Annotated in this window: 13 protein-coding genes and 1 tRNA gene; 6 read left to right on the forward strand and 8 right to left on the reverse strand. The window is 65.4% G+C overall.

Annotation, left to right across the window (positions count from 1 at the left end; all coding sequences use genetic code 11):
• Positions 1-29 precede the first annotated feature (29 nt).
• Positions 30-761, reverse strand: coding sequence for an LrgB family protein (locus tag GPA27_RS08885; RefSeq protein WP_169139616.1), 732 nt, complete (start codon positions 759-761; stop codon positions 30-32).
• Positions 758-1,117 carry a CidA/LrgA family protein gene (locus GPA27_RS08890; RefSeq protein WP_169139617.1) on the reverse strand — a complete coding sequence of 120 codons (360 nt, stop codon included), beginning with the start codon at positions 1,115-1,117 and terminating at the stop codon, positions 758-760. Before GPA27_RS08890 ends, GPA27_RS08885 begins: the two co-directional genes overlap by 4 nt.
• A 385-nt stretch (positions 1,118-1,502) precedes the next feature.
• On the opposite strand from GPA27_RS08890, the gene GPA27_RS08895 reads away from it, so the two are divergent.
• Positions 1,503-3,605 carry a TonB-dependent receptor plug domain-containing protein gene (locus GPA27_RS08895; RefSeq protein WP_246261009.1) on the forward strand — a complete coding sequence of 701 codons (2,103 nt, stop codon included), beginning with the start codon at positions 1,503-1,505 and terminating at the stop codon, positions 3,603-3,605.
• Between the two features lie 18 nt (positions 3,606-3,623).
• On the opposite strand, the gene GPA27_RS08900 is transcribed toward GPA27_RS08895, so the two are convergent.
• Positions 3,624-4,562: a nucleoside recognition domain-containing protein gene (locus tag GPA27_RS08900; RefSeq protein WP_169139621.1), complete on the reverse strand. Its 939-nt coding sequence runs from the start codon at positions 4,560-4,562 to the stop codon at positions 3,624-3,626.
• A gap of 132 nt (positions 4,563-4,694) precedes the next feature.
• On the opposite strand from GPA27_RS08900, the gene GPA27_RS08905 reads away from it, so the two are divergent.
• The gene (locus GPA27_RS08905; protein WP_169139623.1) at positions 4,695-5,120 is read left to right on the forward strand and encodes an acyl-CoA thioesterase; all 426 of its coding nucleotides are present in this window, start codon (positions 4,695-4,697) and stop codon (positions 5,118-5,120) included.
• A gap of 92 nt (positions 5,121-5,212) precedes the next feature.
• Here GPA27_RS08905 and GPA27_RS08910 read toward each other — a convergent pair whose 3' ends face one another.
• Genes GPA27_RS08910 through GPA27_RS08920 form a run of 3 tightly spaced genes read right to left on the reverse strand, consistent with a single transcriptional unit; the run spans position 5,213 to position 8,884 of the window.
• Positions 5,213-7,390: a malate synthase G gene (locus GPA27_RS08910; protein WP_169139625.1), complete on the reverse strand. Its 2,178-nt coding sequence runs from the start codon at positions 7,388-7,390 to the stop codon at positions 5,213-5,215.
• A 13-nt stretch (positions 7,391-7,403) separates the two neighbouring features.
• A complete protein-coding gene (locus GPA27_RS08915) occupies positions 7,404-8,180 on the reverse strand; it encodes a sulfite exporter TauE/SafE family protein (protein ID WP_169139627.1) in 777 nt (258 codons plus the stop codon).
• Entirely contained in the window at positions 8,180-8,884 is a 705-nt protein-coding gene (locus GPA27_RS08920; RefSeq protein ID WP_169139629.1) for a haloacid dehalogenase type II, read from the reverse strand. The genes GPA27_RS08915 and GPA27_RS08920 overlap by 1 nt, the downstream gene beginning before the upstream one ends.
• 177 nt (positions 8,885-9,061) lie before the next feature.
• On the opposite strand from GPA27_RS08920, the gene GPA27_RS08925 reads away from it, so the two are divergent.
• Complete coding sequence (locus tag GPA27_RS08925) at positions 9,062-10,003, forward strand: LysR family transcriptional regulator (RefSeq protein ID WP_169139631.1); 942 nt, start codon at positions 9,062-9,064, stop codon at positions 10,001-10,003.
• A gap of 7 nt (positions 10,004-10,010) precedes the next feature.
• Here GPA27_RS08925 and GPA27_RS08930 read toward each other — a convergent pair whose 3' ends face one another.
• Entirely contained in the window at positions 10,011-11,627 is a 1,617-nt protein-coding gene (locus tag GPA27_RS08930) for a bacteriohemerythrin (protein ID WP_169139633.1), read from the reverse strand.
• Between the two features lie 152 nt (positions 11,628-11,779).
• Between GPA27_RS08930 and GPA27_RS08935 the strand changes: the two genes are divergently transcribed.
• Positions 11,780-11,855 (forward strand) — tRNA-Thr (locus GPA27_RS08935).
• A gap of 299 nt (positions 11,856-12,154) precedes the next feature.
• Here GPA27_RS08935 and GPA27_RS08940 read toward each other — a convergent pair.
• Positions 12,155-13,042, reverse strand: a complete 888-nt coding sequence (locus tag GPA27_RS08940) for a LysR family transcriptional regulator (protein ID WP_169139635.1) — start codon at positions 13,040-13,042, stop codon at positions 12,155-12,157.
• 167 nt (positions 13,043-13,209) lie between these two features.
• On the opposite strand from GPA27_RS08940, the gene GPA27_RS08945 reads away from it, so the two are divergent.
• Both GPA27_RS08945 and GPA27_RS08950 read left to right on the forward strand, forming a co-directional pair.
• Positions 13,210-14,271, forward strand: coding sequence for a 4-oxalomesaconate tautomerase (locus GPA27_RS08945; protein WP_256222866.1), 1,062 nt, complete (start codon positions 13,210-13,212; stop codon positions 14,269-14,271).
• An 87-nt stretch (positions 14,272-14,358) separates the two neighbouring features.
• Positions 14,359-15,360, forward strand: coding sequence for a DctP family TRAP transporter solute-binding subunit (locus GPA27_RS08950; protein ID WP_169139639.1), 1,002 nt, complete (start codon positions 14,359-14,361; stop codon positions 15,358-15,360).
• Positions 15,361-15,422: the final 62 nt, after the last annotated feature.

Raw genomic sequence — 15,422 nt, forward strand, 5'->3', positions numbered from 1 at the left:
GGGGGGCGGCGCTCAGTGGGGGGCGGCGCTTAGTACAGCAGCGACTCGAGCCAGGGCAGGATCCAAGGCAGCATTACGGCGGTGAGCAGGCCGTTGAGCCCCATCGCCAGCGCGGCGAAGGCGCCGGCCTGTTCGCTGACCTGGAATGCGCGCGCGGTGCCGATGCCGTGCGACGCGATGCCGATCGCGAAGCCGCGTACGGCGTGGTCATCGATGCGCAGCAGGCGATAGACGTAGCGGGCGCCGACGGCGCCGAGGATGCCGGTGCTCATCACCAGCACCGCGGTCAGCGAGGGGAGGCCGCCGAGGCGCTCGGCGACGCCCATCGCGATCGGCATCGTCACGCTCTTGGGCGCCAGCGACATCACCGACTCGCGGCTCGCGCCGAGCAGCGCGGCGATGCTGACGGCCGACAAGGCGGCCGTCAGCGAACCGGCAACGAGCGTGACGAGGAGCGGGAGCAGCATCCCCTTCAAGCGTTCCCACTGTGCATAGAGCGGGATCGCCAGGGCGACCGTCGCCGGGCCGAGCAGGAAGTGCACGAACTGCGCGCCGTCGAAGTAGGTCTGGTAGGGCGTGCCGGTGAGCGACAGGACGAGCACGAGGACGGTCACCGCGACCATCACCGGATTGAGCAACGGGTGGTGGTTCGCCCGGCGGTAGAGCCACAACGCGCCCTGGTAGGCGAGCAGCGTGAGGGTCAGGCCGAGCAGCGGCGTGGTCGAGAGGTAGACCCAGATCTCGCCGAGCGCGGGCTTCATGACCGGTCCTCGCCGTGCGGCGTGTGCCGGGAAAGCGCGTGGAGGAGCAGCGCCGAGACCGCGATCGACAGCAGGGTGCTCGCGATCAGCGCTACCGTCAGCGGCAGCCATTCGTCGGCAAGGCGCTGGAAGTGGAGCATGACGCCGGTGCCGGCGGGAATGAACAGCAGCGAGAGATGCTGCAGGATGCCCGTCGCGGTGCCGCGCAGTTCCGCGCTCGGTCCCTTGCGCAGGACCAGGGCGGCAAACATGAGTCCCATGCCGATGACCGGGCCGGGAATGGGGAGGTCGAGCCCGCGGGCGAGCGCTTCGCCGATGAGCTGGAAGACAAGCAGGAGGGTGAGTGCGCCGATCATCGTATTGCGTGGTTCCTGTCGCGCGAAGTGGCCCTCATTCTAGTGTCTGGGGCGATCCCGGCGTAAGGGCGAGCGTTTCGTTCGACGAGGCGGACCGCGGGCGTGACGTCGCGGGCGATCGCAGGCCAACTGGTCCCATTTTGGGGAGACTCGACGCCGCTCAGCCGAAATGTTGCGTTGCCGCGTGTGAATTTTCTGGTTCAATGACGAATAGGGTGTTTCGCGCAGCGCGGCTGACGGAACGCGCCGTGTGGCGGGGACTTCGGGCTGGTCGCCAATGGGCGTCACCATTATTGCGCACTGCGGCAGACGAACGCGACGCAGGATTGCAGTGCGGGAATCGAATGGGGTGGAGATGGGGGTAAGGAACGCTTCAGTGGTCCTGATGGCTGCGCTTGCCGGGCCGGCCGTGGGGGCAGATGAAATCGGACCGCTTGCCCGCGTGGTCGAGGACCCCTTCTTCGACGAACTGCCGGTCGTGCTGTCGGTGTCGCGTCTGGCGCAGCCCTTGCGCGACGCGCCGGGCTCGGTGACCGTGATCGATGCTGACGCGATACGTACCTCGGGTGCGCGCGATCTCGCGGACCTCCTGCGCCTGGTGCCGGGTTTTCTTGTCGCGCACTCGTTCAACGGCGCGCCGAATGCCGTCTACCACGGCATGACCGACGAGAATCCGCGCGGGCTGCAGATCCTCATCGACGGCCGCTCGCAGTACAGCCCGCTGTTCTTCGGCGGCGTCGCGTGGAACCTGATCGACGTGTCACTCGACGAGATCGAACGCATCGAGGTGATCCGCGGTTCGAATTCGGCAGCCTATGGTTCGAATGCGTTTCTCGGCGTCGTGAATGTCGTCACGCGCTCCGCGGTCGAGACCCAGGGTGTCCGTGTGCGTGCGGGTCAGGGTAACGACGGGATTGCGGACCGGTATGCGCGGGTCGGAATGCGGATCGGAGACGGATCGGTCCGGCTCTCCGCGGAGAGCGTGAGCGACAACAACATCAAGCACTTCGACGACAGGCGCGAGCATCGGCGCATCAACCTGCGCGCCGACATGCCCTTGAGTGCGGCCGACGAGTTGCAGGTGGAGGCGGGGGCCGTCGACTTGCGTCTGCGCATGGGCGTGGCGGGCGAGACCTTGAATCCGGCGCGCGGGATCGAAGCGGCGAAGACCTTCGGATCGCTGGCGTGGCAGCATGCCATCAGCGACGGCGGCGCGATTTCCTTGCGCTTCACGCATACGGCCGAGCGTTATCGCGACGACTACACCGTGTCCGACCCCGATCTCGACAACCTCCTCGGTTCGGTCGGATTGCCGACCCCCTTCCGGCTCGAGATCGATCAACGCATCGATACGGTCCGCGACGAACTCGACTTCCAGCACACCCTGATCCCGAGCGCGAACACGCGTCTCGTCTGGGGGGCGGGCGCGCGCTACGATGCGGTCGAGGGGCGGCAGTTCTACGGCCGCGACGGTGACGCCGTGCGACAAGCCGTGCACCGGCTGTTCGGCAACTTCGAATGGCGGCCGTCGGATGCGTGGACGACCAACCTCGGCATGACCTGGGAAAACGATTCGCTGTCGAACACGTCGCTGGCGCCGCGGCTTGCGGTGAACCATCACCTGTCGCAGCGGCAGACCCTCCGCGTCGGGCTTTCGCGCGCACACCGCATTCCATCGCTGACCGAGGCCAAGTCGCGCGAGCACTATGGCGCGCTCGACACGACCCCGTTCCGGCTTCCCTTCGGCGTGATCCCGCTGGAAATACAGCGCGACGCGAGCGGGCGTCTCGACAAGGAGGTCATCGACGTCACGGAAATCGGCTATCTCGGCGATTTCCGCGAACAGGGCGTGTTTGTGGACGTCCGCCTGTTCGAGGAGAAGGTCAAGGATCGCATCATGCCCGCATCCTTGACGCTTTCCCCGCCCGATTGCGAGGTGCGCGGATTGAGCCGTTTGCGTCGGCGTCCGCCGGAATGCGGCAGCTACATCGATTACATGAATGCGCAGGACCTCGACATTCGCGGGGCCGAGTATCAGCTGCGCTGGTCGCCCCTGGGGGGCACGGAGTTCACGCTCAACCAGTCGTTCATCGTCATCGACTCCAAGGCGAACGCGGAGTTTGCGGCGCTCGGGCGGAGGGATGCGGCGAAGGCGGAGCGCCACATGGAGAATTCGGCGCCGCGGCGCGCGACGACGCTGCGCTGGGTGCAGCAACTTCCGGCCGGAGCGGAGTTCTCCGTCGCGCATTACCGCTACGGGCGCTTCCAGTGGACGCCCAACACGGCAGTCAAGGCATTCCACCGGACGGACGTGCGGGTGGCGTATCCGTTCCGGATCGGCCCGACGCGCGGTGAAGTCGCATTGACGGGGCAGGGGGTGGACGGTCGTCGGGCGGAGTTCAAGGAGCGTGACGCCGACGGGACCGGGCAGGTGCCCGCGCAGTACATCGATCCCCGCGTCTGGGCTAGTATCGCGCTGGAATTCTGAGCGGCGCGCAAGCCGCGGTCAGGCCAGCAGCGCGTGACCGACGGTGCGCGCGAGGATCCCCACCGCGGCGCCGAGCGCGGCCGGTTTCCACACTCCGGCGACGCGCCTGCCGGCGGAGATGAGCACCGCAACGCCGGGAACATCCAGCGGGTGGATGAGGAATCCCGCGCTGCGGTTGAGCATCCCGACGCTGGCGGTCCCATCCCGCAGCATTTCGTCCATCACGCCCATCATGGCCGTGCCGCCGCCGATGTACTTGGTCAGGGTCGGCAGGATCAGCGCAGGGTCGATCGACACCGCGGTCATTGCCGGGGTGAGGAGGCGCGTGAGCAGATCCACGGCGCCGCTCGAGCGCAGGGCCATCACCGCGACGAGGGCGAGCACGAGCATGGGGATCGCGCCCACCGCGATCTTGAAGGCTTCCGCTCCTGCGCGGTTGATGACGTCGAGCACGCCCTTCGCGTCTTCGGCGACGCGATGGTGCAGGGTCTCGTCGAGCTGCCCTTCAACGGCCGACAGTCCGCGGGCGAAGCCGTGGTAGGTGGCGGCGGCGGCGACGAGGCCACCGGCGACGGACAGCGCGAGGGTCAGGCCGAAGTCGAGCCCCATGGCGATCATCGGAAAGGCGGCGTTGGCCTGCGCCATCGCCATCACCATCGCCAGCGTCGCGGCGAGGTGGCGGTCGGAGGCGCCGCGGCTCTCCATCATCGTCAGCGTTGCGATCGGCGCGGCGAAGCTGACGAAATTGATCTGCAGCGCGGCGAAGATGCCCAGTCCCGTCAGTCCGGCCGGACGCAGCGCGGGGGCGAGCACGTGCACGAGGCGGTCGAGGACGCCCTTGGCCTCGAGCAGGCGCATCAGCGACAACATGACGACCATCACCGGCAGGAGCACGAACAGGGCAAGTTCGACCGCGGAGCGCCCGGCGCGCAGGATGATGTCGGTGATGATGTCCATGCAAATGAGGTGGATTGTGCGGAGCGGCGAATGATACCCGAGCGGTGGGGGGCGGGATGCGGGTATTGCCCCTGCACCGTGCCACGATCTATCGTTCGATCTCAAATAATTTGAAAGAACGAGGAGGCAGGCATGGCGATGGTGGAGACGGCACGCGGCACGGTGAACGAATGGCAGCGGGATCACATGGGGCACATCAATGTGCGCGCCTACGTGGAGTTCTTCGATGCGGCCTGCTGGCAGTTTTACGGGATGCTCGGGCTGAGTCCGTCGCGGCTGCGCAGCGGGGAATTGAAGCTGGCCGCGGTGCAGCAGAACATCAGCTACATGAAGGAGCTGTATCCGGGCGATACCGTCTTCGTGCGTACGGGCGTGGTGGAGATGCGCGAGAAGGTCATCCGTTTTCGCCACGAGCTGCTGAGCAGCGAGAGCGGCGAGCTGGCGGCGATGTGCGAATTCACCGCTGTGTGCCTGAACCCGGAGACGCGCCGTTCGCAGCCATTTCCCGCCGACGTCGCGCTGCGTGCGGAAGGGCTGATGCTGCCGGCCGAAAGCTGACACCGGGCGGCACAAGAAAAAAGACGGCACCGCATGCGCGGTGCCGTCCGTGAGCTTGCCGGCCGGACGCGAGGCCCGGCCCAGGAGGCGAATCAGCCCTGCGCCTTCTTCACCTGGCGCCACTTGTGCAGCAGCGGCTCGGTGTAGCCGCTGGGTTGTGCGCAGCCCTTGAAGATCAGATCCTTGGCGGCCTGGAAGGCGACGGACTTGTCGAAATCCGCAGCCATCGGCTGGTACAGCGGGTCGCCGGCGTTCTGCTGGTCGACGATGGCCGCCATGCGCTTGAGCGTTTCCATGACCTGCGCTTCGTTGGTGACGCCGTGGCGCAGCCAGTTGGCGATGTGCTGGCTGGAGATGCGCAGCGTCGCGCGGTCTTCCATCAGGCCGATGTTGTTGATGTCCGGCACCTTGGAGCAGCCCACGCCCTGGTCGACCCAGCGCACGACGTAGCCGAGGATGCCCTGGGCGTTGTTGTCGAGTTCCTGCTGGATCTCGGTGGCGCTCCAGTTCGCGGTGGCTGCAACCGGCACGGTCAGCAGGTTGTTGAGCAGCGTGTCGCGCTCGGCGGCGAGGCTGATCTTCTCCATCTCCTGCTGCACGGCCTGGACGTCGACCTGGTGGTAGTGCAACGCGTGCAGCGTCGCGCCGGTCGGCGACGGCACCCATGCGGTCGTGGCGCCGGCCTTCGGATGGCCGATCTTCTGCTTCAGCATCTCGGCCATCAGGTCCGGCATCGCCCACATGCCCTTGCCGATCTGCGCCTTGCCGCGCAGGCCGCAGTCGAGGCCGACCAGCACGTTCTGTCGCTCGTAGGCCTGGATCCATGCGGAGCTCTTCATGTCGCCCTTGCGGATCATCGGGCCCGCTTCCATCGCGGTGTGCATTTCGTCGCCGGTGCGGTCGAGGAAGCCGGTGTTGATGAAGGCGACGCGCGACTCGGCGGAGTTGATGCAGGCAGCGAGGTTCACCGAGGTGCGGCGCTCCTCGTCCATGATGCCGACCTTCATGGTGTTGGCGGGCAGGCCCAGCATCTGTTCGACGCGCCCGAACAGCTCGTTGGTGAAGGCGACTTCGGCCGGGCCGTGCATCTTCGGCTTCACGATGTACATGCTGCCAGTGCGCGAGTTGCTCTTCAGCTTCAGGTCGCGCAGCGAGATCAGCGCCGTGACGACGCCGTCCATGATGCCTTCGGGGATTTCCGCGCCGTCGGCAAGCAGGATGGCCGGGTTGGTCATCAGGTGGCCGACGTTGCGGATGAAGAGCAGCGAGCGGCCATGCAGGCGCAGCGTGCCGCCGTTGGGCGCGGTGTATTCGCGGTCCGCGTTCATCCGGCGCTCGACCGTCTTGCCGCCCTTGTCGAAAGCCTCGACGAGGGTGCCGGTGATGAGGCCCAGCCAGTTGCGGTAGGCGAGGACCTTGTCCTCGGCGTCGACCGCGGCGACCGAGTCCTCGCAGTCCATGATGGTCGAGATCGCGGCTTCGACGAGCACGTCCTTGATGCCGGCGGCGTCGGTTTTGCCGATCGGGTGGTTGCGGTCGAACTGGATCTCGAGGTGCAGGCCGTTGTTCTTCACCAGCACGGCCTTCGGCGCGGCGGCGTCGCCCTGGAAGCCGGCGAACTTCGACGCGTCGGCGAGGCCGGTCTTGGTGCCGTCCTGCAGCGTGACGACCAGCTTGCCGCTTTCCACGGCGTAGCCGGCGGCCTTGGTGTGGTCGCCCTGGGCGAGCGGGGCGGCCTGGTTCAGCACGTCACGCGCGAAGGCGATGACGCGCGCGCCGCGCACCGGGTTGTAGGACGAGCCGGCTTCCGCGCCGCCGTCCGAGGGGATCGCGTCGGTGCCATAGAGGGCGTCGTACAGGCTGCCCCAGCGCGCGTTCGCGGCGTTCAGCGCGTAGCGGGCGTTCATGATCGGCACGACGAGCTGCGGGCCGCATTGCTCGCGGATCTCGATATCGACGTTGGCGGTTGTGACCTTGAACGGCGCGGGCACCGGCTGCAGGTAGCCGATCTTCTCGAGGAAGGCGCGGAAGGCCGGCATGTCCTCGATCGGGCCGGGGTGGGCGCGGTGCCAGTTGTCGAGCTCGGTCTGCAGGCGGTCGCGTTCGGCGAGCAGGGCGCGGTTCTTCGGTGCGAGTTCGTTGGCGAGCTCGCTGAAGCCCTTCCAGAACGCGCCGGCGTCAATGCCGGTGCCGGGCAGGGCTTCGGTTTCGATGAAGCGGTGCAGTTCGGCGTCGACCTGCAGCTGATGGCATTGGATTCTCGTGCTCATGGTTCCTCGCTCTTCAGATGAGATAGGTTTTGTAGAAATAGTAGACGGTGAGGACGCTGCCCACCCCGATGATGAAACGCCTCAACCACACGGCCGGCACCTTGCGGGCACCGACTGCCCCCCAGTAACCGCCTATGGCGGCGGTGATGATCATGACCAGCGTGTGCGGCCAGCTCACGGCGCCGGCGACGACGAAGGTGACCACCGCGACGCTGTAGATGATGGCCGACAGCCAGTTCTTCAGTGCGTTGATGTCGTGGATGTCGCGGTGCCCCTGGATCGCGAGTGCGGCGATCATCACGATGCCCATGCCGGCGCCGAAAAAGCCACCGTAAATCGACACGCCGAGCTGGAACAGCAGGCCACCGACGGTGCCGTGCGAGGGGCTCTCGTCGCTGCGCTGGCGGAGCCGCGCGAGCAGCGCGGAAATCTGCCCGCTGCCGGCGAACATCACGGTCGCGACGAGCAACAGCCACGGGATCAGCTTCGAGAAGGTGTCGTCCCGGGTGGATAGCAGCAGCAGCCCGCCGGCGATGCCGCCCACCAGCGCGACGAACGACAGCGCGGCGAGGCCCTTGCGAAAGCGCGCGAGTTCCTTGCGGTAGGCCCAGGCGCTCGACAGACTGGCGGGCCACAGCGCGACCGCATTGCTGGCGTTCGCGACCACCGGCGGCACGCCGACGGCGAGCAGGGCGGGGAAGGAGAAGAAGGTGCCGCCGCCGGCCACCGAATTCATTGCGCCCGCCATCGCGGCGGCCAGTCCGATGATGAGAATCTCGCTCGCGGACATCAGCGGGCAGCCGGCGCGCAACGCGCCTGCACGAATTCGACGATGTCGGTCAGGCGCTGGCCGACCGCAGTGGGCGTCACGCCGAGTTCCTCCATCGGCAGCTGGGCGCGGTTGATCCAGAAGGTCGTGTAGCCGAACCAGGTCGCGCCGGCGGCATCCCAGCCATTCGACGACACGAAGAGGATTTCCTTCGCCGGCACGCCGAAGGCGTCGGGGCCGAGCTGGTAGGCGGCGTCGGCGGTCTTGTACTGGCGCACGGCGTCGACCGACAGCACATGGTCGAACAGCCCGCTCATGCCGGCGCTCTTGATCGCCACGTCGAGCATCTGCGGCGTGCCGTTCGACAGCACCGCCATCGGCAGGCCCAACGCGCGCAAAGCCTTCAGTGCGCCGAGGTTCTCCGGAAAAGGCGACAGGCAGGCATACTGGTTCATCAGCTGGCGGCGCTGCGAGTCGTTCATCGTCAGGCCGAGCTTCTTCGCCGAATACACGAGGCCGTCCTCGGTGATCTCGAGGAAGGGCTTGTAGCGTCCGGACAGGGTGCGCAGGAAGGAGTATTCGATCTGCTTCAGGCGCCACAGCGCGGTCAGCGCTTCGCCCTTGCCCGGGAACAGCTGTTCCGCGAGCGCGCCCACGGAATACACGTCGAACAGCGTGCCGTAGGCGTCGAAGGCGACTGCGCGGATGCGCTCGGAGGGCTTCATGCGGGGGTCCTGGTGTTGTCGGTCGCGCCTTGCGTGGCCGGCATCGCTGCCGGCCACGGTGGCGTCTGTCGTTCGGGCAGCGTCTCCTCCGCCCTTCGTTGAGGATGAAGTGTATTGAACTCTTGTATAAGACTGAATACCCTGTCAGGTCAATTGATCTTTTACTAAAAGTAAAAAATGGATGCGTTCAAACAGGTTGAAACCTTCGTCAGTGTCGCGATCAAGGGCAGCCTCTCGGCGGCGGCGCGGGCGGAGGGTGTTACCCCCGCGGTGATCGGTCGCCGCCTCGACGCGCTGGAGCAGCGCCTGGGCGTCAAGCTCGTGACGCGCACGACGCGCAGCATCTCGCTGACTTTCGAGGGCGCGGCCTTCCTCGAGGATTGCCAGCGCATCCTCAACGACCTCGCCAATGCGGAGGCGTCGGTGAGCCTAGGGGGCGTGAAGGCGAGCGGCCATGTCCGCGTGTCGGCGCCGGCCGGCTTCGGGCGACTGCACGTCGCACCGCTGCTGCGCGAGTTTCTGGAGATGAACGCGGACGTGTCCTGCACGCTCGACCTCACCGACCGCGTCGTGGATCTGGTGAATGAAAGCATCGACTGCGCGATCCGCATCGGTGAGCTGCCGGACTCCAGCCTCGTGTCGATCCGGCTCGCGGAGAACCGGCGCGTGGTGGTCGCCAGCCCGGCCTATCTGGCGCGTCACGGATCGCCGGCGGCGCCGCAGGATCTGGCCGGGCACAATTGCCTCTCGCTCGGCCAGCAGCGCGGCTGGCTGTTCTGCGGCGAGAAGGGCGAGACGATCGCGGTGAAGGTGAGCGGGCGGCTCGAATGCAACGATGGTGCGGTGCTGCACCAGTGCGCGCTGGCTGGCGACGGGCTGGCGTGGCGTTCGCGCTGGGAAGTCGACGCCGATCTGCGGGCGGGGCGCCTGGTGACGGTGCTCGACGAGTTCGCCGCGCCGACGATGGGGATCTATGCGGTGTTTCCGCAGCGCAAACGCCTTGCGCTACGGGTGCGTCTGTTCATCGACCACCTGAAGAACCATTACGGCCGCCCGGACTACTGGGTGTCCTCGCCGCCGTCGATCGCCAAACCGTCGATCGCCGGGGGCGCGACCTGAGCGGCCGTCAGGCTGCCTGCCTGAGTTCGCGTGCAAGCGCCTTGTCGGTCTTCATGATGTGGTTCACCAGCCAGTCGCGCAGGAAACTGAGCAGTTCGGACGACAACGCCTGCCCGGCGTCGAACCGGGTCTTGTGTGCAAGCACGTCGGCGACGAGCTGCTTGTGCTGCTGCTGGTGACGGAAGAAGTCGGGGTAATTCGCCTTCTTCATCATGTCTTCCTCGAAGCCGAAGTGGAACGCCGTGTAGCGGACCAGGTCGTCGAGGACCGCACCGATCGCGCTGCGCTCCTCGCCGCGCTGCATCGCGGCGTTCACGGCGTTGGCGAGCTCGATCAGCTTGCGGTGCTGCGCGTCGATGTCCGCGTGGCCGGTTGCCAGAGCGCCGTTCCATGTGATGACCGGTGCGATCGCCGCGCGACTGGTGTTCTTCGCGGGTTCGAGCGTGCCGCCGAGGTGCGTGAAGAAAGCCAGCCGTTGCAGCAGGCTGGTCGAATGCGTCTCGAGCTTGGCGGCGGTACCTGCGGTCTCGCGGATGATCGCTTCGGTCTTCTCCGCCGCCGCAATCATGTTCGCCACGCCCTGGACGATCTCTTTCGCCTCGGCGCTCTCCTTCGCGGTTGCAGCGGCGAGTTCGGTAATCTTCTTCAGTGCGTCGTGCGATTGATCCTTGATCCGGCGGAGCATGTCCGCTGCGTGCTGCGCCTCCGCGACACCGCTCTGCAGCTCGGGCGAGATCTCCGCCATCTGGGTTACCGCGGCGCTCGTGTCGGACTGGATCGTCCCGATCATGCGCGTGATCTCGGCGGTCGCGGTCGCCGTGCGCTCGGCAAGCTTGCGCACCTCGTCGGCGACCACGGCGAAGCCGCGGCCCTGTTCGCCCGCGCGTGCGGCCTCGATGGCGGCATTGAGTGCGAGCAGATTGGTCTGGTCCGCGATCTCGGCGATGATGTTGGCGATGCCTCCGATCTCGCGCACGCTCGCGACCAGGGATTCGATCTGCGTGGCCGAGGTCGTCACCGATTGCACGATCCGGGACATTTTCTCGGAGGCACGGCCGACGAACTGTTCGCCGCTGAGCGACAACTCGGCGACGTCGCGCGAGTCGGCTTCGGTGTCGGCCGCGAGTCGGGATACGAGGGTGATGTTGCGGTCGATCTCGTGGATCGCCGTCGCGACCTCGTGGTTGGTGCTGGCCTGCATTTGCAGCGTGAGCGACATTTCCGTCGTCTGTCCGGACATGCGCCGCACGTCGGCGGCGAGCTCCTGTGCGTCACGCGCAACGTCGTCGACCACGCCCCGCAGGGTGCGTTGGGCGGACGCCGCGTGACCTGAGACGCTGTCGGCGCTTGCGCCGTTATTCGTGCTTGCCGCGAGCCGGCCGCCCGATATCCCGGTAAGCAGGCCTACGACGTCCGGCAGATCGCCTCCGAGCCGGCGCAGCGCGAGCGCCCGGGCGGCAACGAAAATCGCGCCGTATGTGAGACCAAGCACCAGGACGATGACCGCGGCGTATGGAGCGAGCGCCGGAATGAAGTGCAGGCTCGCCGCGGCAGCGGAGCTTAGTACAACCGCGAGGATTGCGGGAAACAGCAGGCAGGTGCCGATTTGCGGAGTCTTCGCCATTGCATTCGATCCAGATGACAAGTAACAGAAAGTTACGAGCGCAGTATATCTTTTGTTATACCCCTGTCGTCGACCCTGTATTTACCCTGTGCTGTTCGATCGTGGCGGGTACTTGTACGATCCGAAACCCTGCGGTATATTCCCGGCTCTTCGCCGTTGTAGCTCAGTTGGTAGAGCAACTGATTCGTAATCAGTAGGTCGAGTGTTCGATTCACTTCAACGGCACCAAACCAAAACAAGGGCCTGCAGCGATGCAGGCCCTTGTTGCGTTTTGGGGTTACGCCAAGGGTACATTCCCCTCTCGCTGCAGCGGTATGCCCGAGTCTTGGTTGCAGCGGACAAAGTTCATCGAGCGCAAGAACTGTGGCGTGTTGTGGCCCAGTGATGATCCCCCACTGTAAAGCTTTGGCTCCCCAGCGGTCGTTCGGCCGTCAGGGTACTGCTGCCCCTCGCTCACTACCGCGAGGCGCCCATCGGACACTCCGGTCAGACGACAGGGGGGCCGAGTGAAGGTCGCAAACCCACGCTCACTGGGCTCCGTTCTTAAGCAGCTCGAAGAATGCGTTTGCCGCAGGCGATAGGGTGCTGTTCTTGCGGCGAAGCAGAGTTATCTTTCTTTTTACCACCGGGCTGACCAATGGAATGCGGCACACGCCCGGTCGCGCACCCTCTTCGAGCGTTGATGCAGGAAGAATGGCGGTGCCGACGCCCGCTGCGACGAGACTGATGGCCGTGGCGTGGTGTTGAACTTCGTAGGCGCCACTGAGGCTTATTCCGCGCTTCGCCAGTTGGTAGTCCATGAACACCCGCGTTGCGGTCATGCTACTGACGACGACCAGTTCGGTTTCGCGCATGTCGGACCAGGTAACGGATTCTCGCTTGCTGAGGGGGTGTTCCTCGCGGCAGAAAAACATTAGGGGCTCTTCCAAGAGGAGAGTTTCGAGAATCTCCGGATGGCGCTCCGTTGGAATTCCGATGCCGATTTCGGCTTGGCCGTGGAGTACGGCGTCGCGAACCTCGAAAGCGGTCGTGTCGATCAAGCGCACCCGATTGCCGGGATGGGATTGCATGTAGCGCCGGATCGCCGCTGGCAGGACGTGTGAGGCCATCGTCGGCACGCACGCGAGGGTGAAACTCCCGCGGGCATTTTTCGACATGTCCTTCAGTCGGCCCACCGCCAGCGTCATCTCCCCCACGATGGCTTTGGCTTGGGGCAGGAATTCGCGCCCGACGGCCGTCAGTTCGACATAGCGCGTGGTGCGGTCGAGGAGCCGCAATCCTAGGTAAGCCTCGAGCTTCTGCACCCGGCGAGTGAGCGCTGTTTGCGTGACATGGAGGTGCTCGGCGGCCTTGCTGAATCCGCCCAGTTCGGCGATTACCACGAACGCCTGTATGCCGTCGAAATCGATCTTCATCTGCTCTCCGCGCACTTACGGTGGGGGTAGTTGGCTTCGGCTATGCGGAAGTCGCAATAAAAACAGAATTTATTGCATTTCTTCAACTAGGCACGCATGTCTAATATTGCCTCACATAACAGCAGAACGTGCAATAAGGAGACAGGCAAGTGGATCACATTCCCTGCGTGCTGATGCGTGGCGGATCTTCGAAGGGATTGTTCTTCCTGGCGGAGAACCTGCCCGAAGACCGTTCGGCTCGCGATTGCCTGTTGCTTGCGGCGATGGGCTCACCCGACCTGAGGCAGATCGACGGCATGGGCGGCGGCAATGACCTGAGCAGCAAGGTCGTGATTGTGGCTCCGTCGCGCAGGCCGGACGCCGATGTGGAGTATCTCTTCGCGCAGGTTTCCGTGGCCCGCGATCTGGTCGATGTGCTGCCCAACAGCGGCAACATGCTGGCGGCGGTGGGGCCCTTTGCGATCGAGCGCGGGCTCGTCAGGGCGTCGAGTCCGGTCACGAAGGTACGCATCCTCAACATCAACAGCGGCAAGCATGTCGAGGCGCTTGTTCAGACGCCGGGCGGGAAAGTCACCTACAGCGGGAGCTTTCACCTCGATGGTGTTCCGGGCACGAGCGCACCGATCACACTCAATTTCCTCGATCCGGCCGGGACGAAAACCGGGCGGCTGCTGCCGACGGGTAACGCGCAGGATCTGATCGCGGGCTTGCCCGTCACCTGCATCGATTTCGCGATTCCGATCGTCTTCGTCAAAGCCGCTTCGCTTGGCAAGAGTGGCCACGAAAGCAAGCAGGAACTCGATGGCGACGCGGCCTTCCTTGAGCGGCTCGAGGAGATTCGCGTTGCCGCGGCGAAGCTCATGGGGCTTGTCGTGTCGCCTGATCGGGGGGTGCCGAAGATCGCGATGATCGCGGCGCCACGCCAAGGTGGCAGCATCGCATCGCGCTATTTCGTGCCGTCTAGCTGCCATCCGGTGCACGCCGCCACCGGCGCACTAGCGCTGGCTGCTGCCTGCCACACGCCCGACACGGTGGCCGAAGAGCTGGCCGAGCTTGACGAGCACTCGCCCAATCGCATCGTCATCGAACACCCGAGCGGGCAGATGGCCTGCGAACTTCACCTTGCGGCCCATCCCCACGACGCAGTACCGGTCATCAGCGCGGCATCCCTCGTGACTTCGGCGAGACCCCTGTTGAGCGGCGAGGTGTTCGTGCGCTCGCCGTCGTGAACGCGCATCGCATATAGCAAAACGTTCTGGCCAGACAGTCCGTAGGACTGGAACCGAAACAGATTCAACACACCAAGGAGACGAAACATGAAAACCCTCTTCGCCATCACCGCGGCTGTCGGCATTGCTTTTTCGGGCCTGGCCAGCGCTCAGTCCCCGATTGTCATCAAGTTCTCGCATGTCGCGGCAGCCGACACGCCGAAGGGTCAGGCGGCCGAATTCTTCAAGAAGGCCGCCGAAGAGCGTACGAAGGGCAGGGTAAAAATCGAGGTCTATGCCAACAGCACGCTCTACAAGGACAAGGAGGAACTCGAGGCGCTGCAGATGGGCTCGGTCCACATGCTCGCCCCGGTCGCGGGCAAGTTCGGTCCGGCGGGCATCAAGGAGTTCGAGGTGTTTGACCTGCCCTACATCTTCCCGAACGAGGCGGCCCTGCACCGGGTGACGCAGGGACCCGTCGGCACATCGTTGCTGAAGAAGCTGGAGTCCCGCGGGTTCGTTGGTCTGTCGTACTGGGACGCGGGATTCCGGGTCCTGAGTTCCAATAAGCCGATCCGCACGCCGGACCAGAGCAAGGGACAGAAGATCCGGATCAATTCGTCGAAGGTCAATCAGGCGATCATGAAATCGATCGGCGCCATCCCTCAGACGATGGCGTTTTCCGAGGTCTATCAGGCGCTGCAGACCGGCGTCGTCGATGGCGCGGACGGCAACCTGTCGAACCTCTACACCCAGAAGCAGCACGAGGTGCAGAAACACGTGACGCTGACGTATCACACCTACAGCGGCTACGTCGTGGTCGTGAACAAGTCCTTCTGGGAGAAGCTCCCCGTGGATATCCGGCAAGAGCTCGAGGGGGCGATGAAGGACGCCACAGCGTACAACGCCAAAGTTGCCGCCGAGGACGACGCAAAGGCCCTCGCGGGCATCCGTGCGACCGGCAAGACGGAGGTGCACACGCCGACGCCGGAGGAAAGGGCCGCCTGGATCAAGGCGATGGCGCCTGTGCAGGATGAGATGGCAAGCCGTATCGGCAAGGACGTCATCGACGCGGTGCGCAAGGAAACCGCAGCAGTCGCGAGCAAGTAAGGGCGCAGCACAGATCTCGGGCGGGCAGGGCCTTGCAGGCTGTGCCTGCGGCTTACGCCTGC

It is taken from the genome of Aromatoleum toluolicum, assembly GCF_012911005.2.
Classification (GTDB): Bacteria; Pseudomonadota; Gammaproteobacteria; order Burkholderiales; family Rhodocyclaceae; genus Aromatoleum; species Aromatoleum toluolicum.